Below are 19,383 nucleotides of genomic sequence, written 5' to 3'. Positions count from 1 at the left end.
ATAGGCTGGCTTCATGTCGTCGTATTTGCGGCTATCGTTGAAACGCGATGAACAATCCTGACGAGGCGCGAAGGGCGTGGTTCCGCCGGGAGATTCTCCCGCTGGAGCCTGGCCTGCGGGCTTACGCCCGCCGCTTCTCGCGCGGCGGCGCGGTCGATGTCGAAGACCTTGTCCACGAGACCTTTGCGCGCCTCATTTCATATGAGAACTGGGCGACCCTGACCAATGCGCCCGCTTTCGCCAGTCGCGTGCTCAAGAACATCGCGGTCGATCAGCGCAGGCGCGAAGGGATTGTCACGATCGAGAGCGTGGCCGATGTCGAGACGCTCTCGATCGGCGCCGATCTGCCCGGCCCGGAACTGGACATCCTGTGGCGCGACGAACTGCGGTTGCTGGCCGATATCGTCGCGCGATTGCCTGAACGCCCGCGTCAGGTTTTCACCCTGAGGAAAGTCTACGGGCTGTCGCACAGGCAGATAGCGGATCGCCTGGGGTTGTCCGTCAGTACAGTAGAGAAACATCTCGTGAAAAGCCTGCGGATCTGCTCAGACGAGCTCGCACGCCATCCGCGAACAGAAACGGTTGAAACGGAAACATCATGGCGCGCGGGTCGTCACCTCAACGGCAAGACATAAGACAGGCGGCCGCCGAATGGGTGATCAGGCTCTCGGCCGGCGACGTCGCGCCCCGCGATCACGCGGCTTTTGAGGCCTGGCGAGACGCTGATCCTGCGCACGAAGCCGCTTATGAGCGCGAGGCTGCGGCCTGGGCCGGGCTGGACCGGCTTCGGGCGTTGCGTCCGGGCGACGGCTTTCCGGATCCGGATCTTCTGGCTCCCGGGCGCTCAACCTCGCGTCCAGCCTGGCGCGCGGCGTCGTGGCGCAGACCGTGGGCGGTTGCGGCCGGATTCATCCTGATGTTTGGCCTGGTCACGACGCTGACCGTGTCGACGCTGATATCGCCTGCCTACGCCACGGCGGTAGGCGAGCGTCGCGTGGTCGTCCTGCCGGACCGCACGCGCATGGAGCTCAATACCAACTCGAAAGTGGTCGTGCGTTATCGTCGCGGGCAGCGTGAAGTTGAACTGGTTCGCGGCGAGGCGGTGTTCGAGGTCGCCGCCGATCGCCGCCCCTTCATCATTGCGACGCCTGACGGCCGCCTCGCTGCAGGCGGCGCCGAACTTGCCGTAAGGCTCATATCCGCAGACGAGGCGTCGGTCGTCGTCCGGCAGGGCAAGGTCGCAGCGATGAACCCGGCGGGCCGCGAGGTGGCGAGCCTGACCCGCGCCCAGACTGCGCTCCTGAACGATGGGCAAGCGCACGTGCATACCGTGGATCCCGGCGAGGTCGACCGGCGCCTGGCCTGGCGGCAGGGAGCGATCGCGCTCGATGGCCAGTCCCTCGCCGAGGCCTGCGCCGAGTTCAACCGCTACAATGACCAGAAGATCATCTTGATGGATGCAGAGACCGCTTCCCTGAAGCTCGGCGGTTATTTCAGAACCTCGGATATTGATGGGTTCGTGAGCGCCGTGACGGATGTCTTTCCGGTGACAGCGGAGACGACGCCGAAGGGCGAAATCAGGCTGCGCCAGGCGTCATGAAGATCTTCGCGACCTGTTCGACGGTTTTCCGGCTCGCGATCGGGCTGGTGATGGGCCTTGCCGGTGCAGCAGCGGCGCAGGACGTTTATCCCGCTGTGGGCGACGGTCCCTATGTTGCGGTCGCGGCCGACGGCTGGCGGGCGGATTTGGTCGGTGTAGATGGCCATGTCAGCCGGATCGACGTCGTGGAGGGCATGGTCACGGTGTCTGCCGTAGGTTCTGCCCCCTCTTTTGAAGTCGCCTTGCGGCCGCCGCCGCAGGCTGCGCCCTCGATTGAACCGCTGGCGGCCGGGGTGCCGCTGCTTGTCGTGGCCGACGCCCACGGCGAATACGCCATCCTGGTCGCCTTCCTGAAAGCGCAGGGCGTCATTGACGGGCAGCTTCGCTGGACGTTCGGAACCGGCCACCTTGCAGTCACGGGGGATATGCTGGATCGCGGCGCGCATCAGATTGAAATCCTGTGGCTGCTGTACAAGCTGGAGGCCGAGGCGCGGGCAGCAGGCGGCGGCCTTCATGTTGTGATCGGCAATCACGAAGCGCTCGTATTGCGTGGCGATCAGCGCTACCTAAATCCGCGCTACCTTGAAGTCGCGAGCCGTCTTGGCGTGGCCGAATATGCGCAGTTGCTGGGGCCGCAGACCGTCCTTGGCGCATGGTTGCGCTCTCGCCCCGCCATGTTGAAGCTGGGCGATCTCCTGATTGTTCACGGCGGCGTTTCGCATCCTCTCACCGAATCCGCCCTTGACCTGGACGCCGTGAACGCAATCGCCCGCCGGTATCTGGATGTTCCTTATGCGGTGAAGCCGCCGGCCGGATCACCTGAAGCGCTGGTTCTCGGTGAAAATGGACCCCTATGGTATCGCGGCTACTTTCCGGTGGGAGACCGCGCGCCGGTCGCGACGACGGCGGATGTCATGGCGTCTCTCGAGCGCTTCGGCGTCTCGCGCATCCTGGTCGGCCATACCGTGGTTGATCGCGTTTCGGCGCTGTATGGCGGCAAAGTCATCGCCGTGCAGGTCTATCCTCATCAGGACGGCACCACTGGGGAACCGATCCTTGAAGGCGCGCTGCGTCTGGAGGGCGTCTGGTTTCGTGTTACCGCCCAGGGTGAAAGGTTGCCCCATCCATGTGTCCAATATACAATAGACACAAGTAGTGTGAGTCGCAGGATCTGCTGTCCGGAAGCCAGAGTATGTTAAATGGATAGTTGTGTTATTAAGGTGGGGTCAGTGCAGGGCTAGTTGTTCTGCATCTTAAGCGATATGCGCATGACCTCGAGAATAGATGAGGCGCCAAGTTTCTTCATGGCGCGTGCGCGGCGAGTTTTAACAGTGATTTCCTTGACGCCAAGTTCGGCCGCTGTCTGTTTGTTGAGGTAACCTGCCAGGGCTCGTTCGAGCACATCGCGTTCGCCTTGGGTTAGCGTGTCCCAGCGCTCTTGCAGGGAGGCGGCGGCGGCCTCCTGCTCCAGCCTGTGCCGGTCGCGTTCCAGCGCCGCCTGGATGGCGTCGAGCAGATCCTGATCGCGGAAGGGTTTGGTCAGGAAGTCGACGGCGCCGTCCTTGATGGCCTTGACGCCCATGGCGATGTCGCCGTGGCCGGTGATGAAGATGACCGGCATCCGTATGCCCAGACTGTCCATCTGCTGATGGAAGTCGACGCCGCTCTGGCCCGGCATTCGGACGTCGAGGACCAGACAGGCGGGCGTCTCGTCGTCTCGCGGATGGGCGAGGAAATCCTGAACCGAGGCGAAGACATGGGTCTTCAGCGACACCGACTCCAGCAGGTCCGCCAGACCGGCGCGGATCGAGGCGTCGTCGTCGATGACGTGAACGACGGGGGCGGCCGAGGTCTGGGTCATGCGGCGGCCTCTGACGCGATGGGCAGGGTGAAGGCGAAGCAGGCGCCGCCCAGCGGGGACGGCAGGGTCCAGATGCGTCCGCCGTTGGCTTCGACGATGGCGCGGCAGATGGTCAGGCCCAGGCCGAAGCCGCCGTCCTTGGTGGTCCAGAAGGCGTCATAGAGGCGCTCTTCCGCCTCTGACGTCAGGCCCTCGCCATTGTCGGCCACCGAGACCTGAAGGCGTCCGTCGACGTGGGCCGTGGCGACGGTCAGGCGGGGCGCGCGTCCGGCCGAGGCGGCGGCGTCCAGACCATTCAGCACCAGATTGCTGACCACCTGCTGAACCTGCACCCGGTCGGCGAAGGCCAGCGGCAGGCCGCCGGGCAGGGCGGTGGCGATGACGGCGTCCTGCGCCCCTGCGACGGAGGACGACAGGTCGATGATCTCCATCACCGCGGCGTTCAGGTCGAAGGCGACGGAGGCGGGGGCTTCGTTGCGGGCCAGACGGCGAACGCGGTCCAGAATGTCGCTGGCGCGTTCGGCGTCCATGACGATGCGGTCGACGGCGGCCATGGCCTTGGCGGTGTTGGGCTGATCCTGCGCCAGCCAGCGGCGACCGGCTCCGGCGCTGGCGGCGATGGCGGCCAGAGGCTGGCTGACCTCATGGGCGATGGAGGCGGTCAACTGGCCCAGCGTGGTCAGGCGGGCGATGCGGGTGATGCGTTCGCGCGCCTCGTGGATCTGGGCCTCGGCGCTTTTCAGCTTCAGGCCCAGATAGGCGGTCACGGCGATGGCGACGATGCTGATGCCGGTGTTCACCAGCCCGATCGTGAAGTCGCCCGAGGGCGTCAGCACGAAGCTGACCCCCGTCAGGATGATGCAGGCCGCCGCCAGCGCCGCCACCATCCGCGCGCTCAGGAACCGGGTGGCGACCAGCATGACCGCCGTGTGAAAGATGGCCACGGCGACGGCGTAATCGGTGATGGTGTCGGCGATGAAGATGGCGACGACGGCCGCGATCAGGGCGACCAGCACGGCGGCGTAGTTCGATCTGCTGCGGGCGGTCGTCGTCACCAGGGCCATCATTCCGTTGCGTCGCGCCAGCTTAGGTCACGGCGCAGGCCTTGTCGCCCACGCCGCGCAGCCGCCGGCGTCAGACCTCCAGAATGCGCCAGCGGGCGGCGGTGACGCGCGGTTCAAGGCTGAGACGGCCGACGATCTGTTCGACCAGACGGTCCTGCCGGGTCTCGGCGTGGATCACGGCGCGGACCTCGACATTGGTGGAGCCTTCAAGATCGGCGCTGACCAGTTCGCGGATGTGCAGCAGGCCGCCCAGACCGCCCAGCAGCAGGGCGCGGACGTGGGCCTCGGCGTCGCTCTGACAGACCATGCTGATGGAATAGAGGCTGTCCAGCTCGGTCTGGTCGTTGGGCTGGCGGTCCAGAAGCTGGACCAGCGGGCGCAGCAGGGCGTTGACCGCAATGATGAAGGCGGCGCTGATCGCTGCATGGAAGAACAGGCCTGCGCCGCACATGGCCCCGACGGCGGCCGAACACCACAGGGTGGCGGCCGTGTTCAGGCCGCGCACGTTCAGCCCTTCCTTGAAGATGATGCCGCCGCCCAGAAAGCCGACGCCCGAGACGATCTGGGCCGCGACGCGGGTGGGGCTGGTGTCGCCGTCGAACTGGCCCGCGAACTGGACGAAGCTGGCGGCGCCCAGCGCCACCAGCGTATTGGTCCGCAGCCCGGCCAGCCGCTGACGCCACTGACGCTCGAAGCCGATCAGTCCGCCCAGCAGGAAGGCGCCGCCCAGCGCCAGCACAACCTGTCCCATTTCGCTGAAATCGGTCATTCGGCGCCTTTCGTGTTTCAGCGGCGCCGGAAGGGCGCGCCGCGGAGCGTCAGCCCCAGCGTCACCTGTGTTTCACGGCCCCCGTCGGGCAGGCCGATCAGAAAGTCGAAGTCCAGCGGTCCCTGCTGCGGGGTCCAGCGCAGCCCGGCCTGAACGCCCAGCGTCTCCCTGTAACGCTGATAGGCCTCGGCCATCAACATCAGATCGGGCCGAAGGTCGTACTCGATCTGGGCGCCATAGAAGGCGGCGTTGCGGCGGTCGGCGTTCGGGTCGTGGCTCCACGCCAGATTGGTGTTCAGGCGCACGGCGTCCGACACCTCGACGCTGACCGGAACCGTCAGGGCGGCGCCGTTGAAGGCGCCCGAGCGTGCGCCCATTTGCGCCTCGGCGGCGACGGCCCAGTCGATGCGGCTGTCTTCGCGGCCCAGATTCAGCTTGAGCGCGGGGCCGAATGCGCCGTCCCAGCGGCTGTCGGCGCGCTCGGCGGTCAGTCCGGCGCCGATCTCCAGACGCGGCAGGCTGTGGAAGGTGCAGGCGGGCGAGGCGTTGACCAGCCCCGTGTTGTGGCGGCCCCATGTGGTCCAGGTCTCGACGTGGCACAGGCCGGGGGTCTCGACCCCGGCGTCGTCGATGACGTGTGGACCGGCGCCCGCATTGGCGCTGGGCACGCCGAACAGGAAGAAGGCGCCCAGCATGACCAGATAGGCCAGCAGGGCGGCCAGACGGCGCCAGACCAGGCGCAGGATCGACAGGGAGGCGTAACGGCGGAAGGGGGGCGTGACACAGGTCATGGGCGGTTCTCTCGGCAGGGGCGACGGCGCGCGGCCGTCACGGCGGCCGAAACCGCGCTCAGTCGGTGTCGGCCGGAACAGGGGGAGGAAGGACGGTCTTTCGACCGCCGTAGCTGGACGGGTCGTCCATCAGGGTCGGCTCCGTATTCAGCGGGACGGGGGTTCGGCTGGACCCCTCAGGGTCAGGCTGTGAAGCGCGCGGCGTTGCAGGGCGCTGGCGACATAGAGCAGGACGCGGGCTTCGGCGGGACTGATGTCCCCCCTGCGCGCCCATGACAGGGTGAGCATAAGCAGACGCCGCGATGCGACGGCGGCCGCCCATCCGGTCAGGCGCTGCAGGCGGGACCGGCGGCGGGTTTTCGTCCGCGCCATCGGCGCTGTTTTTACCGGCCGGGGCCGGGGGTGCAGATGGGGCAGGACGACGGAGCGGGGCAGGATCAGATCGCGCATGGGCGCCTCCTCTGGGCTGTGAAGCCGGGCGGCCGGACAGAAGCCTGTCGGCCGCCCTTTCCTTCAGATCAGAACCATTGGCCGAAGCGGCGGACGTAGAAGGTCTTCATGCCCTGGGCGACGATGCAGTAGGCGACCAGGGTGCCGACCAGCCACGGGAAGTAGGCCATGGGCAGAGGGGTCAGCCCGACCATCGCGCCGATGGGCGAGAACGGCAGCCAGACGCCCAGCACGCACACCAGACCCGTCGCCAGCAGGACCGGCAGGGTGGCCGTGCTCTGGATGAAGGGGATCTTGCGGGTGCGCAGCATGTGCACGACCAGCGTCTGGGACAGCAGGCCCTCGATGAACCAGCCGGACTGGAACAGCGACTGCATCTCGACCGAGTTGGCCGCGAAGACGTACCACATCAGGGCGAAGGTCGTGATGTCGAAGATCGACGACGTCGGCCCCATCCAGACCATGAAGCGGCCGATGTTCTTGGCGTCCCACTTGCGGGGCTTGCGCAGGAACTCATCGTCCATCTTGTCCCACGGCAGGGCCAGTTGGGAGAAGTCGTACATCAGGTTCTGGATCAGCAGGTGGATCGCCAGCATCGGCAGGAAGGGGATGAAGGCGCTGGCGACCAGAACCGAGAACACGTTCCCGAAGTTCGAACTGGCCGTCATGTTCAGGTATTTGATGATGTTGCCGAAGGTCTCGCGCCCCTTGATGACGCCTTCCTCCAGAACCATCAGGCTCTTTTCCAACAGGATGATGTCGGCGGATTCCTTGGCGATGTCGGTGCCGCTGTCGACCGAGATCCCCACGTCTGCGTCGCGCAGGGCCGGGGCGTCGTTGATGCCGTCGCCCAGGAAGCCGACCGTGTGGCCGTTGGCCTGAAGGCTCTTCAGCACGCGCGACTTCTGCAGCGGAGTCAGCTTGGCGAAGACGGTGCGTTCCTCGACGATGCGGGCCAGCGTCTCGTCGTCCATCGCCTCGATGTCGCGGCCCAGCACGGGCTGGCCCGGCTCCAGACCGACCTCGCGGCAGATCTTGGCGGTGACGACCTCATTGTCGCCGGTCAGCACCTTCACCGCCACGCCGTGTTCGGCCAGGGCGGCGATGGCGGGACGCGCCGTCTCCTTGGGCGGATCAAGGAAGGTCAGGAAGCCTTCGATGACCAGATCGGCCTCGTCCTCGACCACATAGCGGTCGCGCGCCTGATCGGCGGGCACGCCGCGGGTGGCCACGACCAGTACGCGGAAGCCGTCGGCGTTATAGCTGCGGGCCATCTGCACCAGACGCGCGCGCGCCGCATCGTCCAGCGGCCGGGTGACTCCGCCGTCGCGCACGGCGACCGAGATAGCCAGCATCTCTTCGACCGCGCCCTTGCAGATCAGCGTCTGGCCGCCGTCCGCCGCTCCGACCACGATGGACAGGCGGCGACGCACGAAGTCGAAGGGCAGTTCATCGACCTTGGCGAAGGCGCTGACCGGCGCCAGCGCATCGGGGCGCTTGTCGGCGAAGTCGACGACGGCCCGATCCATCAGGTTCTTTACGCCGCTCTGGTGACGGCTGTTCAGCCAGGCCAGTTGCAGCACCTGATCGCTGGCGGCGCCGCTGGCGTCCAGGTGGTGCGCCAGGATGATGCGGTCCTGCGTCAGGGTGCCGGTCTTGTCGGTGCACAGCACGTCCATGGCGCCGAAGTTCTGGATGGCGTTCAGGCGCTTGACCACGACCTTGCGACGCGACATCGCCAGGGCGCCCTTGGCCAGGTTTGACGAGACGATCATCGGCAGCATTTCCGGCGTCAGCCCGACCGCGACGGCCAGGGCGAACAGGAAGGCTTCCATCCAGTCGCCCTTGGTGAAGCCGTTGATCAGCAGGACGATGGGCACCATGATCAGCATGAAGCGGATCAGCAGCCAGCTGACGCTGTTGACCCCGCGGTCAAAGGCCGTCTCGGCGCGCGAGCCGACGATGGCCTTGGCCAGAGAGCCGAAATAGGTGCGCGGGCCGGTGGCGACGACCACGGCGGTCGCCGTGCCGCTGACGACATTGGTGCCCATGAAGCAGGCGTTGGGGTGGTCCAGCTGATCAGCGTCGTCGTCCACCACGGCGTCGGCGGACTTGGCGGCCACGGCGCCCAGGGTGTCGTATTTCTCGACCGGAATGGCCTCGCCGGTCAGGGCGGCCTGGCTGACGAACAGGTCGCGTGAATCCAGCAGGCGCACATCGGCCGGCACCATGTCGCCCGCCGACAGATAGATGATGTCGCCGACGACGACCTCGGCCATCGGCGTCTCGCGCAGTTGACCCGCCGCCGCCTCATTGTCGCGACGCTTGACCGTGGCGGAGTTGCCGACCATGGCGTTCAGCGCCTCGGCGGCCTTGGCCGAGCGGAACTCCTGCCAGAAGCGCAGCACGGCGCTGAGGCCGACCATCACCAGGATGATGACCACCCCGACATAGTCCGCCTGTTCGCCCGTCCGCAGGGGCATGATGATGTCCGTCACCGAACTGATGGCGGCCAGCGCCAGCAGCACGCCGATGAAGGGGTTCCTGAACGTCAGCAGCAGCTGCATCGGGGCGGACAGACGCCGCTCGCGCGCCACGGCGTTGGGGCCGTCCTGCGCCAGACGGTGCGCGGCCTGCTCGTCGGTCAGGCCCTCGGCGGAGATGGCCATGACATCGATATCGGCGGGGCGGCGCGCGGCCGCGGCGCGGGCGCCGGGCGGTGATTGGGATGCCGTTGGCTTGAAGGAGATGTTCATGACTTCGATCTTCTGCTGCGAAGGCGGCCGGCAGCACGGCCCGACCGCGCATCACAGACAGGCGGCCGGACCGCGCCGTGCAGCGCACAGCCGGTGGAAAGGTGGGATGTGTCGAAAGACGCCTGACCGGGGGAGCAGGTCAGGGCGCGTTCAGGGCCTGACCTTGCGGTCCGGCCCGATGCAGGAAGCAGGCTTCACGAAACGGCCGCGAAGCCGGCGCGCGCCACGCCTATGGCGCGCGTTCGCGCGGCGGGAACAGCGCGGTCGAGCGCGGCGCCCCGGTGGCGATGACGTTGAAACGGGTCATGCGCCGTATCCGTCGCTGTATCCGTCCATCGCGCCGCGCGCCTGATAGGCGGCCAGCACCAGACCCGCGCGCATGAACCACAGGCGCGGCGGCACGGAGGCGGGCGTCCTGACCCGGTCTTCGGTTCTGATGGAGGCGGCGTTGCTGGATGCGCCGTCGCTGGACGCGCCTGAGCGCGCGGGTCGATGGTTCAGGGCGGCGAACCGCCACGCGTTGATCGCGAGGTTCATGTCTCAACTCCTTGACGGCCGCACAGCCATCAGGACGAGACCCGACTATTCAGACCCGTCCCGAAACCCTGTGCGTGGCCATCTGTCGACTACTGTCGCTTGGCATTTCGGGTTTCCTGTTGCTGCCCGCCGATGGCTATCGCCGAGCTGTTTTCTGATAGCGCTTGCTGAATTTTGTTTCTAGCTGAAACGCGCGTCGCGATCAGGTCTTTCGAATACATAAGATATACCTTGGTATACATCTTGGGTGCGTATTGGATGAGCGCCTGGCGTGCGTAAGGGCATTCTCCGCTTCCGACCCTGAGGACGGTCGCCGCCGACGTCCGACGGCTAGAACATCATTAGGACGGTGTGGACGAACAGGACGATCAGCCCTGTTCGCTGCACCGCGACGCCGGTCCAGATCAACATTGGAGTGATGCAGGCGTAACGCACGCCCTGATAGAGCAGAAAGCCGAGAACCGCAGGCAGGACCTCTTCTTTCCCGGCTATGGCGTAGATCACATTGACGGCGCTGCTCGCCAGCACTGGGATCAGCAGAGCGCCGACCAGCACCCGGCGATGTTGGGCATAATAGGCCTCCAGCGACGCGCTTCCATCTTGATGCGGCCTGATGATCTGGCTGATGAAAATATAGGGTAGGGCCATGGCCAGACAGACCAGCAGTTGGCCCGGCCCCAACTTCATATCCGCTTGAGCGCGGAATAGAGACAGCCATTGCTGACAGGCCGCCGTCAAGACGACGGCGCCCAGCAAGGGGATGGTCACGCCGATGCGCACCCGGTCTCGCGCTTTGTACATCTCTGCAAAGGCGGTCGCGACATTGGCCACAGCCAGCCCGAGCAGCAACGCATAGAAGGCGAAAAGCGCATCGAACTCCTGCATGGCTTCATCCCTTCAGCACGGCGATGTAACGGATCACGCGGCGCGGTCCGTCACTGCGATCAGATAGATTTCCAATCAGAGTCGTTAGCGGGGCTGAGGGCGTCCCGCTTCGATGAAGGCCCGGATAGACGGGAAGACAGCGGCGCTGCGCTGGTTGTCGCAGACCATATCCTTGACGTAGGAATCTAGCGAGTTCCGCGCGATCGGCTCGAAATCATAGCCGTCATCGATGCGTTCCTGCTCCGCGCCGTCGGCTCCATACAGGATCTCGACTCCTGGCTTGGACTGTTTGGCGCTGCAGCGAATGCTGACCTCGCCGGCGGAGTAGGACAGGTCGTCGGCAGGACCTGTCGCCGGTACGCGCGCCAGGATCACCGTGCGGACATCGCCGGCCTCCGTGATGGAATCCACATCCACCATGAAGGCGGTGGCCGAACTGCGTGAGACGATATGCCAGCTCTCGGCCATGGCGGGCGCCGCAATAAGCGTGGCGGCAACTGCGGTAATGGTGATGACAGTGTTTTTCATCGCATCCTCCCCAGAAAGCCTGAGTTCACTCCTGTTGGAGGAAAAAGACAATGGTCAGGCTTTTTGCAGCTCAGGTCGAGGTTTCGCCGTTATCGGAGGCCAAGCATGATCCCATGCGCCATTCGCACCGTTTCGCCTTATTGCCCGCTGCCCTGATCTGCGGGCTGATCGCTGCCGCCTCTCCTGCGGATGCGACGACGGAAGCACGTCCCAGGTCTGTAGCTGCAGTCGCCCCGACTACCGCGCCCTTCCAGTCCTCCCGCATTCTGGTCGAGACGAAAGGCCAGGGGCCGGACGTGGTGCTGATCCCCGGCCTGGCCTCGACCTCGGCAGTCTGGGCGCGCACGGCGGCGGCGCTGGAGGGACGCTATCGCGTGCATCTGGTGACGGTGCGCGGCTTTGGCGAGACGGCGCCCGGCGGCAACGCCGAGGGGCTGGTCGGCGCGCCGACCGCCGCCGAGATCCGCCGCTATATCGAGGAGCAGGGCCTTCAGCGCCCCGCCCTGATCGGCCATTCGATGGGCGGACAGGTGGCGCTGCGCGTCGCCGCCGACGCAGGCGATCGTGTGGGCAAGGTCATGGTGGTGGACGCCTCCCCCTTCTTCCCGTCGCTGATCAGCCCGGGCTCCACCGCCGCCGATGTCGAGCCGCTGGCCCGTATCGCCTATCAGGGACTGATGCTGCTGGGCGATCAGGCCCTGCGGACACAGGCCGCCTCCATGGGGCTGGAGCTGGGCGGTGCGGCCGACAATGTTCTGGGCGGTCTGGGCTGGCAGGGCGGGGACCGCCGCGTTCTGGCCCAGGGCCTGTATGAGGTGATGGTGACGGACCTGCGCTCGCGCCTGCCGCTGATCGAGGCGCCGGTCACGGTCGTATACGGCTGGAGCCCGGACGACAGCAGCCCGCGCAGCCACATCGACGGCCTGTTCCGCGCGGGCTACCGCTCCCTGCCGCGTCCGGCCACGTTCGAGCGGATCGAGGGGGCCGAGCACATGGTCATGATCGACCGGCCCAAACAGTTCCAGCAGGCCGTCGAACGCTTCCTGCGCTGAGGCTCAGGCGACGGCCCCCAGCGCCTCCAGCACGGCCGGGCCGTAGCGGTCCAGCTTGCCCGCGCCGACGCCGGGAATGACGGCGAGCTGATCCAGACCGCGCGGTTCCTGAAGGGCGATCTCGACCAGAGTCTTGTCCTGGAAAATGACATAGGGCGGCACGCGCTGTTCGATGGCGCGCTCGCGGCGCCAGGCGCGCAGGGCCTCGAAGCGGGCGCGCACGTCTGCGTCCAGACCCTCGACCGCCAGATTGCGTCCGGCGTTGCGGCGCGGCCTGTCCTCGGCCACGGCGCGCGTCGGCGGTTCCTTGACCCGCACCACCCGCTCGCCGCGATAGACGGCGCGCACCGCCTGCGGATCGCCCAGGCGGATGATGGGCTTGCCGTCGTTGGGATCCTCAACCAGCAGGCCCTCGAACATCAGATGGTCGATCACGTCGCGCCAGCCGACCAGCGAAAGGTCGGCCCCGACGCCCCAGGTCGACAGCCCCGCCTCCCACGGCTGAACCTCCTTGGTCCGGCCGGTCAGGTGGTCGATGACGCGTGTGCGGCCGAAGCGCTCGCCCAGCCGCTGCACCGCCGCCAGCGCCTTCTGCGCCGGAACCAGGGCGTCAAAGGTGGCGGGCGGATCGCCGCACACGTCGCAGACGCCGCACGGCTCTGCGTCCTGCTCGCCGAAATAGCGGCGCACCGATTGCGGGCGGCAGGTCGCGCCGTCCAGCATGGCGAACAGTTGGCGCACCTTGCGCGTCTGGACCTGTTTGACCTCTTCGGCCATCGGGCGGCTGTCAAGGCGGCGTAAGGACCAGGCGATGTCCGACGGGCCGTAAAGCGTGATCCCCTCGGCCGGTTCGCCGTCGCGTCCGGCGCGGCCGATCTCCTGCCAATAGGCTTCAAGACTGCCGGGCGGATCGGCGTGGATGACGAAGCGCACATCCGGCTTGTCCACCCCCATGCCGAAGGCGATGGTGGCGACCATGACGGTCCCGTCCTCGGCCAGGAATCGCTCCAGCCTCCGGTCGCGCTCACGGGCGTCGAACCCGGCGTGATAGGCGATGGCGTTGGTTCCGGCGTCCCGCAGCGCATCGGCCACCCGCTCGCAGCCGTCGCGGCTGCCGCAATAGACCACGCCCGAGCGGCCGCGCCGTTCACGCACCAGTTCGACCACGCGCGCATCGGTGCGGGCGCGCGAGCCGTTGACCTTGCGCTCGGCGGTCAGCTGCAGGTTCGGGCGGGCGAAGCTGTCGACGAAGACGCGGGCCTCGCCCAGCTTCAGCGAGGCCAGGATGTCGTCGCGCGTCCGGGCGTCGGCGGTGGCGGTAACGGCGATGCGCGGCACGCGGGGGAAGATCTCGGCCAGACGGCCCAGGGTGCGGTAATCCGGGCGGAAGTCGTGCCCCCACTGAGACACGCAGTGGGCTTCGTCGATGGCGATCAGGCTGATCGGCAGTTCGGCCAGTCGTTCCAGCATCGACCCCGAGGCCAGTCCTTCGGGCGAGACATACAGCAGGTCCAGCTCGCTCGACCGCGCCGCGCGCCAGACGGCCGAGCGCTCGTCCATGGTCAGGCCGGAATCGAGCCGGGCGGCGGCCACGCCCTGCTGTTTCAGCGCCTCGACCTGATCGGTCATCAGGGCGATCAGCGGCGAGACGACCAGGCCGACGCCCTCGCGAAGGATGGCGGGCACCTGATAGCAGACGCTCTTGCCGCCGCCGGTCGGCAGCACGGCCAGCACGTCGCGCCCGGCCAGAACCTCCTCGATCACCGAGGCCTGAAGCCCGCGAAAATCAGCATGGCCCCACACCCTCTCCAGCAGGGTCCGCGCCTCGTCCAGCGTGGGCGAGAAATCAGCGGGCGGGGGGAAGTCCAACATGGCGGCCGTTGTGCCGTATTCGGCCGGAGGTGTCACGATGTGATCCCTTCTCCAACCGCGTCCTTCTCCCGCAAGGGGAGAAGGGATAAGGGGCTGTCACATGACCACGCTTCTCTATGGCCGTCCGCCCGCAGTGTTCGATCCGCCTTCAGCGGCGACCCAGACCTCGCCCCTGATTCCCGGTTCGACGGCGCTGGAGGCGGTTGCGCCCGGATCGGCCGACGGGGTGATGCTGTATGCGCCGCCCGGCGCGGTCGAGCGGCGCTATACGCTGGCGCTGGCGCTGAAGGCGCTGAAGCCCGGCGGGCGGCTGGATGTCATGGCACCCAAGGACAAGGGCGGATCGCGACTGGGCAAGGAGTTGAAGGCTTTCGGGCTGGAGGTCGCTGAGACGGCCAAGGCGCATCATCGCCGCTGCATCGTCATCCGGCCCGAGGCGGCCGAAGGGCTGAACGCCGCCATTGAGGCGGGCGCGCCGTGCTTGGTTCCGGGGCTGGAGGCCTGGTCGCAGCCGGGAATCTTCGCCTGGGATCGTATTGATCCGGGCACGGCCTTGTTGGCCGAAGTCCTGCCGCCGCTGAAGGGGGCGGGCGCCGATCTGGGTTGCGGTTTCGGGGCGCTGTCGACGGTGGTGCTGCGGTCGTCGGCTGTGACGGCTCTGCGGCTGGTCGACATCGACCGGCGTGCGGTCGAGGCGGCGAAGCGCAATGTCGAGGATGCGCGGGCCAGCTTCGACTGGGCCGATGTGCGGACGCTGGAGGCGACGGGCGATCTGGATTTCATCGTCAGCAATCCGCCCTTCCATGACGGCGGTGCCGAGGACCGGCGGCTGGGCCAGAACTTCATCCGCAAGGCGGCCGAGATGCTGAAGAAGGGCGGGACCGCCTGTATCGTCGCCAACCGCCACTTGCCTTATGAGGCGGAACTGGACGCCGCCTTCAAGCGGGTGCGGATGGTCGTGGATCAGGGCGGCTACAAGATTTTCGAGGCGGTGAAGTGAGTTCTCCCCTTCATCGTCACCCTCGGGCTTGGCCCGAGGGGCCATATGCGCCGACGGTTGACGGGCGCGCGCAGGCGGCGGCGTGGGGAGAGGGCGCATGAGCAAGAAGGTTCCGACCTCCCGCGTGGACAAGCTGCTGGGCTCGATGGGCTACGGCTCGCGGGCCGAGATGGCGCGGTTGGGCAAGGCGGGCGGCGTCGTGCTGGACGGCGCCGATCTGACCGATGTGTCGAAGCGCATCCCGGTGACGCCCGATCTGCCGGGCCGCATGGAGATCGACGGCGAGCCCCTGGACCCTGTGCCCGGTCTGGTCGTCCTTCTGAACAAGCCGCTGGGCATGACCTGTTCGCACAAGGAGGACGGGGCGCTGGTCTATGATGTCCTGCCCGACCGCTGGCGGCGGCGCGATCCGGCGATCTCGACCATCGGGCGGCTGGACAAGCAGACGAGCGGCCTGCTGCTGCTGACGGACGACGGCGACCTGTTGCACCGGGTGATTTCGCCCAAACGCCATGTGGCCAAGGTCTATCGCGCGACGCTGGCGCGGCCGCTGAACGGGACGGAAGGGGCGCTGTTCGCCTCGGGCGAACTGGTGCTGGAGGGCGAGGACAAGCCGCTGGCGCCTGCCGTGTTGGAGGTCGTGTCGCCGACCGAGGCCCTGCTGACGGTGACGGAGGGCCGCTATCATCAGGTGCGCCGGATGTTCGCGGCGGCGGGCAACCATGTGGAGGCCCTGCATCGCGAGCGGCTGGGCGGCTTGGTGCTGACGGATGATCTGGCGCCGGGCGCGTGGCGGCTGCTGAGCGAGGATGAGATCGCTTCGATCTTCGTGCAATAATTCCGCTCATCCCGTCGGAGGTCGGGATCCAGTGCGAGTCTCATACGCCGCGTTTGCAGCCAAAGAACTGGGCCCCGGCGTCCGCCGGGGTGAGCGGGAGGGAAGGTGCGTGCTTGACCTCTGTGGGTCGCTCGCGCACGTCACAGCTATGACACTGACCAAGATCTGCGGCCTGACGACGCCGGATACGCTGGATGCGGCACTCGATGGCGGAGCGGCCTTTGTCGGGGCGGTGGTGTTTCCAAAGAGTCCGCGCCACATCCCGCCGCTGCACGCGGCGACCCTGTTTGATCGGGCGCGGGGAAAAGCGAAGGTGGTCGCCGTTCTGGTCGATCCCGACGACGCCCTGCTGAGCGAGGTCGCCCTGATCCTGCGGCCCGACTTCATTCAGTTGCATGGCCATGAGACGCCGAAGCGCGCGATCGAGGCGCGGCGGCTGACAGGGGCGGGGATCATCAAGGCCTTACCGATCCGCGACGAGGTGGACTTCGCCAATGTCGCAGAATGGAGCTGCGTGGCCGATCATCTGCTGTTCGACGCCAAACCGCCGAAGGGGGCCGATCTGCCGGGCGGCGTAGGGGCTTCGTTCGACTGGACGCTGATGCAGAACCGGGCGTTGCCGGCAAACTGGTTCCTCGCGGGCGGGCTGGATCCGCAAAATCTCACCGAGGCGGTGCGGATTTCGGGGGCGCCGATGGTTGATGTCTCCTCTGGCGTTGAAAGCGCGCCGGGTGTTAAGGACCGGGCCCTGATCAAAGCTTTTCTGGACGCCGCTTTGCGGTCCTGATTTCGTCGCCTTCCTCCCTGAAGATTTTCGTGTGCCGGATATCGTGAACGCCCCCCTGTCGAACTCCTACGCCTGGCCTGACGCCGAGGGCCGTTTCGGCCCCTATGGCGGCCGCTTCGTGCCCGAGACCCTGATGCCCTTGATCCATGAGCTGGAGGCGGCCTATGCGGCGGCCAAGGCGGATCCGACGTTTCAGGCCGAGCTGGACAGCTATCTGGAGCATTACGTCGGCCGCGCCAGCCCGCTCTATTTCGCCGAGCGGCTGACCGAGCATTTCGGCGGCGCCAAGATCTGGCTGAAGCGCGAGGACCTGAACCACACGGGCGCGCACAAGATCAACAACTGCATGGGCCAGATTCTGCTGGCCCGCCGCATGGGCAAGACGCGCATCATCGCCGAGACCGGCGCCGGTCAGCACGGGGTCGCCTCGGCCACCGTCTGCGCCCGCTTCGGCCTGCCCTGCACCGTCTACATGGGCGCCGTCGACGTGGCCCGGCAGCAGCCGAACGTCTTCCGCATGAAGCTGCTGGGCGCCGAGCTGAACCCGGTGACGGCCGGTGCGGCGACGCTGAAGGACGCCATGAATGAGGCGATGCGCGACTGGGTCACCAATGTCGCCGACACCTATTACATCATCGGCACGGCGGCGGGCCCGGCCCCCTATCCGGCCATGGTGCGCGATTTCCAGTCGGTGATCGGCAAGGAGATCAAGGCCCAGAGCCAGCGTCAGATCGGCCGCCTGCCCGACGCCGTCATGGCCTGCATCGGCGGCGGATCGAACGCCATCGGCGCCATGCACCCCTTCATTCAGGACGAGAGCGTGCGTCTGATCGGGGTCGAGGCGGCGGGCCACGGCCTGGACACCCCCGCCCACGCCGCCAGCCTGAAGGGCGGCCGCTCGGGCGTGCTGCACGGCAACCGCACCTATCTGCTGCAGGACGCAGACGGTCAGATTCTGGAAGGCCACTCTATCTCGGCGGGCCTCGACTATCCGGGCATCGGGCCGGAGCACGCCTGGCTGCACGATCTGGGGCGCGGCGAATATCTGTCGGCCACCGATTCCGAGGCGCTGGAAGCCTTCCAGACCCTGTGCAGGCTGGAAGGCATCATCCCGGCGCTGGAAGCTTCGCACGCCCTGGCGCGTGCGGGCGATGTGGCCCGCGAAATCGGCAAGGACGGCGATCTGGTGATCGTCCTGTCGGGCCGGGGGGACAAGGACATCAACACTGTGGCCCAGCATCTGGGCGTGGAGCTGTGATGATAAAGAGCCTGCTGATCGTCGCCGCCCTGACGGCGGGGTCGCCGACCCTGACGCTGGCGCAAAGCAAGGCCGCCCCTGCGCCCCAGGCCGAAGCGCCGGTGCAGACCGCGCCCAGCGCGCCGCCGGGTCCGCCCGCGACGGGTATCCCGGTCCTGCCGCCGGCCGCCGAGGCGGCGGGCTGCGGCGGCCTGCTGCGCAGCCCGGCCTTCTGCGTGACGGCCCAGTTGGATCAGATCGGCGCCCTGGCCGAGGCCTATGAGGCGCATCTGGCGCCCCTGGGCTGGCTGCCTGCTGACGGCGACGACAACCGCATCATCTTCGTGCGTCGCCGCGATGGCGGCGGCTGCGACGGCCTGCAGATGGTCGCCTTCTATGACGAGACGAAACCCGCAGAGGCGACCTCGCCGGGCTTCCTCGGCTTTGCTGTTATTCCGGGCGACGTCTGCACGGCCGCGCCCGCTGCTTCGCCCTCAGGAGGGGCCGACCAGTGACGACTGCGCGTATCGACGCCCGTTTCGCCAAGCTGAAGGCGGAAGGCCGGGCCGGTTTCGTCCCCTATGTCATGACCGGCGATCCCAGCCGCGATGAGGCGCTGGAGATCCTCAAGGGCCTGCCCGCCGCCGGGGCCGATCTGATCGAACTGGGTCTGGCCTTTTCCGACCCGATGGCCGAGGGGCCGCCGATCCAGCGTGCCGCCCTGCGCGGGCTGAAGGCGGGGATGACCCTGCGCGGCACGCTCGATCTGGTCGCCGATTTCCGCAAGGTCGATCAGGACACGCCGCTGATCCTGATGGGTTATCTGAACCCGGTGGAATCCTATGGCTATGAGGTCTTCGCCCGCGATGCGGCCGAAGCCGGGGTGGACGGCATCATCGTCGTCGACTGCCCGCCGGAAGAGGCCGCGCCCCTGCTGGCCGCGCTGAAGGCCGCCGATCTGTCGCTGATCCGCCTGGCCACGCCGACGTCCGACGACGAGCGCCTGAAGGTCATCGCCGAGGGCACCTCGGGCTTCGTCTACTATGTCTCGGTCGCCGGGGTGACCGGGGTGAAGGAGGCCGTGGCTGCCGAGGTGGCGCCCGCCGTCGAGCGCGTGCGCCGCGCCGCCGATCTGCCCGTTGCCGTCGGCTTCGGCGTGAAGACGCCGGAACGCGCCGCCGAGATCGCTCGCGTCGCCGACGCTGTCGTCGCCGGTTCGGTATTCGTGAACGAAGTCGCCGCCGCCCTCGAAGCGAACGAACCAGCCGTTCCGCGCGTTCTGGCCAAGGTGAAGGCGCTGTCCGATGCAGTTCGCACCGCGCGCACTAGTGCTTCTGTGACGGAAAACGTTTAAAG

Annotated in this window: 20 protein-coding genes; 10 read left to right on the top strand and 10 right to left on the bottom strand. The window is 67.2% G+C overall.

Annotation, left to right across the window (positions count from 1 at the left end; all coding sequences use genetic code 11):
- Positions 1–47 precede the first annotated feature (47 nt).
- From ABE454_RS14905 to ABE454_RS14895, 3 genes are read left to right on the top strand one after another with little or no spacing between them, the layout of a single operon-like run.
- The gene (locus ABE454_RS14905; protein WP_346532888.1) at positions 48–635 is read left to right on the top strand and encodes an RNA polymerase sigma factor; all 588 of its coding nucleotides are present in this window, start codon (positions 48–50) and stop codon (positions 633–635) included.
- The gene (locus ABE454_RS14900) at positions 599–1,600 is read left to right on the top strand and encodes a FecR family protein (protein WP_346532887.1); all 1,002 of its coding nucleotides are present in this window, start codon (positions 599–601) and stop codon (positions 1,598–1,600) included. Before ABE454_RS14905 ends, ABE454_RS14900 begins: the two co-directional genes overlap by 37 nt.
- Positions 1,597–2,799: a metallophosphoesterase gene (locus ABE454_RS14895; protein WP_346532886.1), complete on the top strand. Its 1,203-nt coding sequence runs from the start codon at positions 1,597–1,599 to the stop codon at positions 2,797–2,799. The genes ABE454_RS14900 and ABE454_RS14895 overlap by 4 nt, the downstream gene beginning before the upstream one ends.
- Before the next feature lie 38 nt (positions 2,800–2,837).
- On the opposite strand, the gene ABE454_RS14890 is transcribed toward ABE454_RS14895, so the two are convergent.
- The 9 genes from ABE454_RS14890 to ABE454_RS14850 form a co-directional block, all read right to left on the bottom strand.
- A complete protein-coding gene (locus tag ABE454_RS14890; RefSeq protein WP_346532885.1) occupies positions 2,838–3,461 on the bottom strand; it encodes a response regulator transcription factor in 624 nt (207 codons plus the stop codon).
- Entirely contained in the window at positions 3,458–4,516 is a 1,059-nt protein-coding gene (locus tag ABE454_RS14885; RefSeq protein ID WP_346532884.1) for a sensor histidine kinase, read from the bottom strand. The genes ABE454_RS14890 and ABE454_RS14885 overlap by 4 nt, the downstream gene beginning before the upstream one ends.
- Positions 4,517–4,595: 79 nt before the next feature.
- Positions 4,596–5,294, bottom strand: a complete 699-nt coding sequence (locus tag ABE454_RS14880; RefSeq protein ID WP_346532883.1) for an MgtC/SapB family protein — start codon at positions 5,292–5,294, stop codon at positions 4,596–4,598.
- Positions 5,295–5,311: 17 nt separating this feature from the next.
- Positions 5,312–6,085 carry a hypothetical protein gene (locus ABE454_RS14875; RefSeq protein WP_346532882.1) on the bottom strand — a complete coding sequence of 258 codons (774 nt, stop codon included), beginning with the start codon at positions 6,083–6,085 and terminating at the stop codon, positions 5,312–5,314.
- 147 nt (positions 6,086–6,232) lie between these two features.
- The gene (locus ABE454_RS14870) at positions 6,233–6,535 is read right to left on the bottom strand and encodes a hypothetical protein (protein WP_346532881.1); all 303 of its coding nucleotides are present in this window, start codon (positions 6,533–6,535) and stop codon (positions 6,233–6,235) included.
- Between the two features lie 68 nt (positions 6,536–6,603).
- Positions 6,604–9,291 carry a magnesium-translocating P-type ATPase gene (gene mgtA / locus ABE454_RS14865; RefSeq protein WP_346532880.1) on the bottom strand — a complete coding sequence of 896 codons (2,688 nt, stop codon included), beginning with the start codon at positions 9,289–9,291 and terminating at the stop codon, positions 6,604–6,606.
- A 303-nt stretch (positions 9,292–9,594) separates the two neighbouring features.
- Positions 9,595–9,828: a hypothetical protein gene (locus tag ABE454_RS14860; protein WP_346532879.1), complete on the bottom strand. Its 234-nt coding sequence runs from the start codon at positions 9,826–9,828 to the stop codon at positions 9,595–9,597.
- Positions 9,829–10,158: 330 nt separating this feature from the next.
- Entirely contained in the window at positions 10,159–10,713 is a 555-nt protein-coding gene (locus tag ABE454_RS14855; protein WP_346532878.1) for a hypothetical protein, read from the bottom strand.
- Between the two features lie 84 nt (positions 10,714–10,797).
- Positions 10,798–11,241: a hypothetical protein gene (locus tag ABE454_RS14850; protein ID WP_346532877.1), complete on the bottom strand. Its 444-nt coding sequence runs from the start codon at positions 11,239–11,241 to the stop codon at positions 10,798–10,800.
- 50 nt (positions 11,242–11,291) lie between these two features.
- Between ABE454_RS14850 and ABE454_RS14845 the strand changes: the two genes are divergently transcribed.
- The gene (locus tag ABE454_RS14845; protein ID WP_346532876.1) at positions 11,292–12,293 is read left to right on the top strand and encodes an alpha/beta fold hydrolase; all 1,002 of its coding nucleotides are present in this window, start codon (positions 11,292–11,294) and stop codon (positions 12,291–12,293) included.
- Between the two features lie 3 nt (positions 12,294–12,296).
- Here ABE454_RS14845 and recQ read toward each other — a convergent pair whose 3' ends face one another.
- Complete coding sequence (gene recQ, locus ABE454_RS14840; protein ID WP_346532904.1) at positions 12,297–14,165, bottom strand: DNA helicase RecQ; 1,869 nt, start codon at positions 14,163–14,165, stop codon at positions 12,297–12,299.
- A gap of 100 nt (positions 14,166–14,265) precedes the next feature.
- Between recQ and ABE454_RS14835 the strand changes: the two genes are divergently transcribed.
- The 6 genes from ABE454_RS14835 to trpA all read left to right on the top strand — a co-directional run bounded on the left by ABE454_RS14835 (position 14,266) and on the right by trpA (position 19,381).
- Positions 14,266–15,165 (top strand): class I SAM-dependent methyltransferase, encoded by a 900-nt coding sequence (locus ABE454_RS14835; RefSeq protein WP_346532875.1) that lies wholly within the window; start codon positions 14,266–14,268, stop codon positions 15,163–15,165.
- Between the two features lie 97 nt (positions 15,166–15,262).
- Positions 15,263–16,003, top strand: coding sequence for a pseudouridine synthase (locus tag ABE454_RS14830; protein ID WP_346532874.1), 741 nt, complete (start codon positions 15,263–15,265; stop codon positions 16,001–16,003).
- 148 nt (positions 16,004–16,151) lie between these two features.
- Positions 16,152–16,790: a phosphoribosylanthranilate isomerase gene (locus tag ABE454_RS14825; protein ID WP_346532903.1), complete on the top strand. Its 639-nt coding sequence runs from the start codon at positions 16,152–16,154 to the stop codon at positions 16,788–16,790.
- 43 nt (positions 16,791–16,833) lie between these two features.
- A complete protein-coding gene (gene trpB / locus ABE454_RS14820; RefSeq protein ID WP_346532902.1) occupies positions 16,834–18,048 on the top strand; it encodes a tryptophan synthase subunit beta in 1,215 nt (404 codons plus the stop codon).
- Positions 18,048–18,542, top strand: a complete 495-nt coding sequence (locus tag ABE454_RS14815; RefSeq protein ID WP_346532873.1) for a hypothetical protein — start codon at positions 18,048–18,050, stop codon at positions 18,540–18,542. Before trpB ends, ABE454_RS14815 begins: the two co-directional genes overlap by 1 nt.
- Positions 18,539–19,381: a tryptophan synthase subunit alpha gene (trpA, locus tag ABE454_RS14810; protein ID WP_346532872.1), complete on the top strand. Its 843-nt coding sequence runs from the start codon at positions 18,539–18,541 to the stop codon at positions 19,379–19,381. The genes ABE454_RS14815 and trpA overlap by 4 nt, the downstream gene beginning before the upstream one ends.
- The last annotated feature ends 2 nt before the right edge of the window (positions 19,382–19,383 follow it).

This window comes from Brevundimonas diminuta (assembly GCF_039673845.1).
In the GTDB taxonomy this organism is placed as follows: domain Bacteria; phylum Pseudomonadota; class Alphaproteobacteria; order Caulobacterales; family Caulobacteraceae; genus Brevundimonas; species Brevundimonas diminuta_E.
The sequence above is the reverse complement of the archived record's forward strand: the minus strand, read 5'-3'. Positions and strand labels throughout refer to the sequence as shown.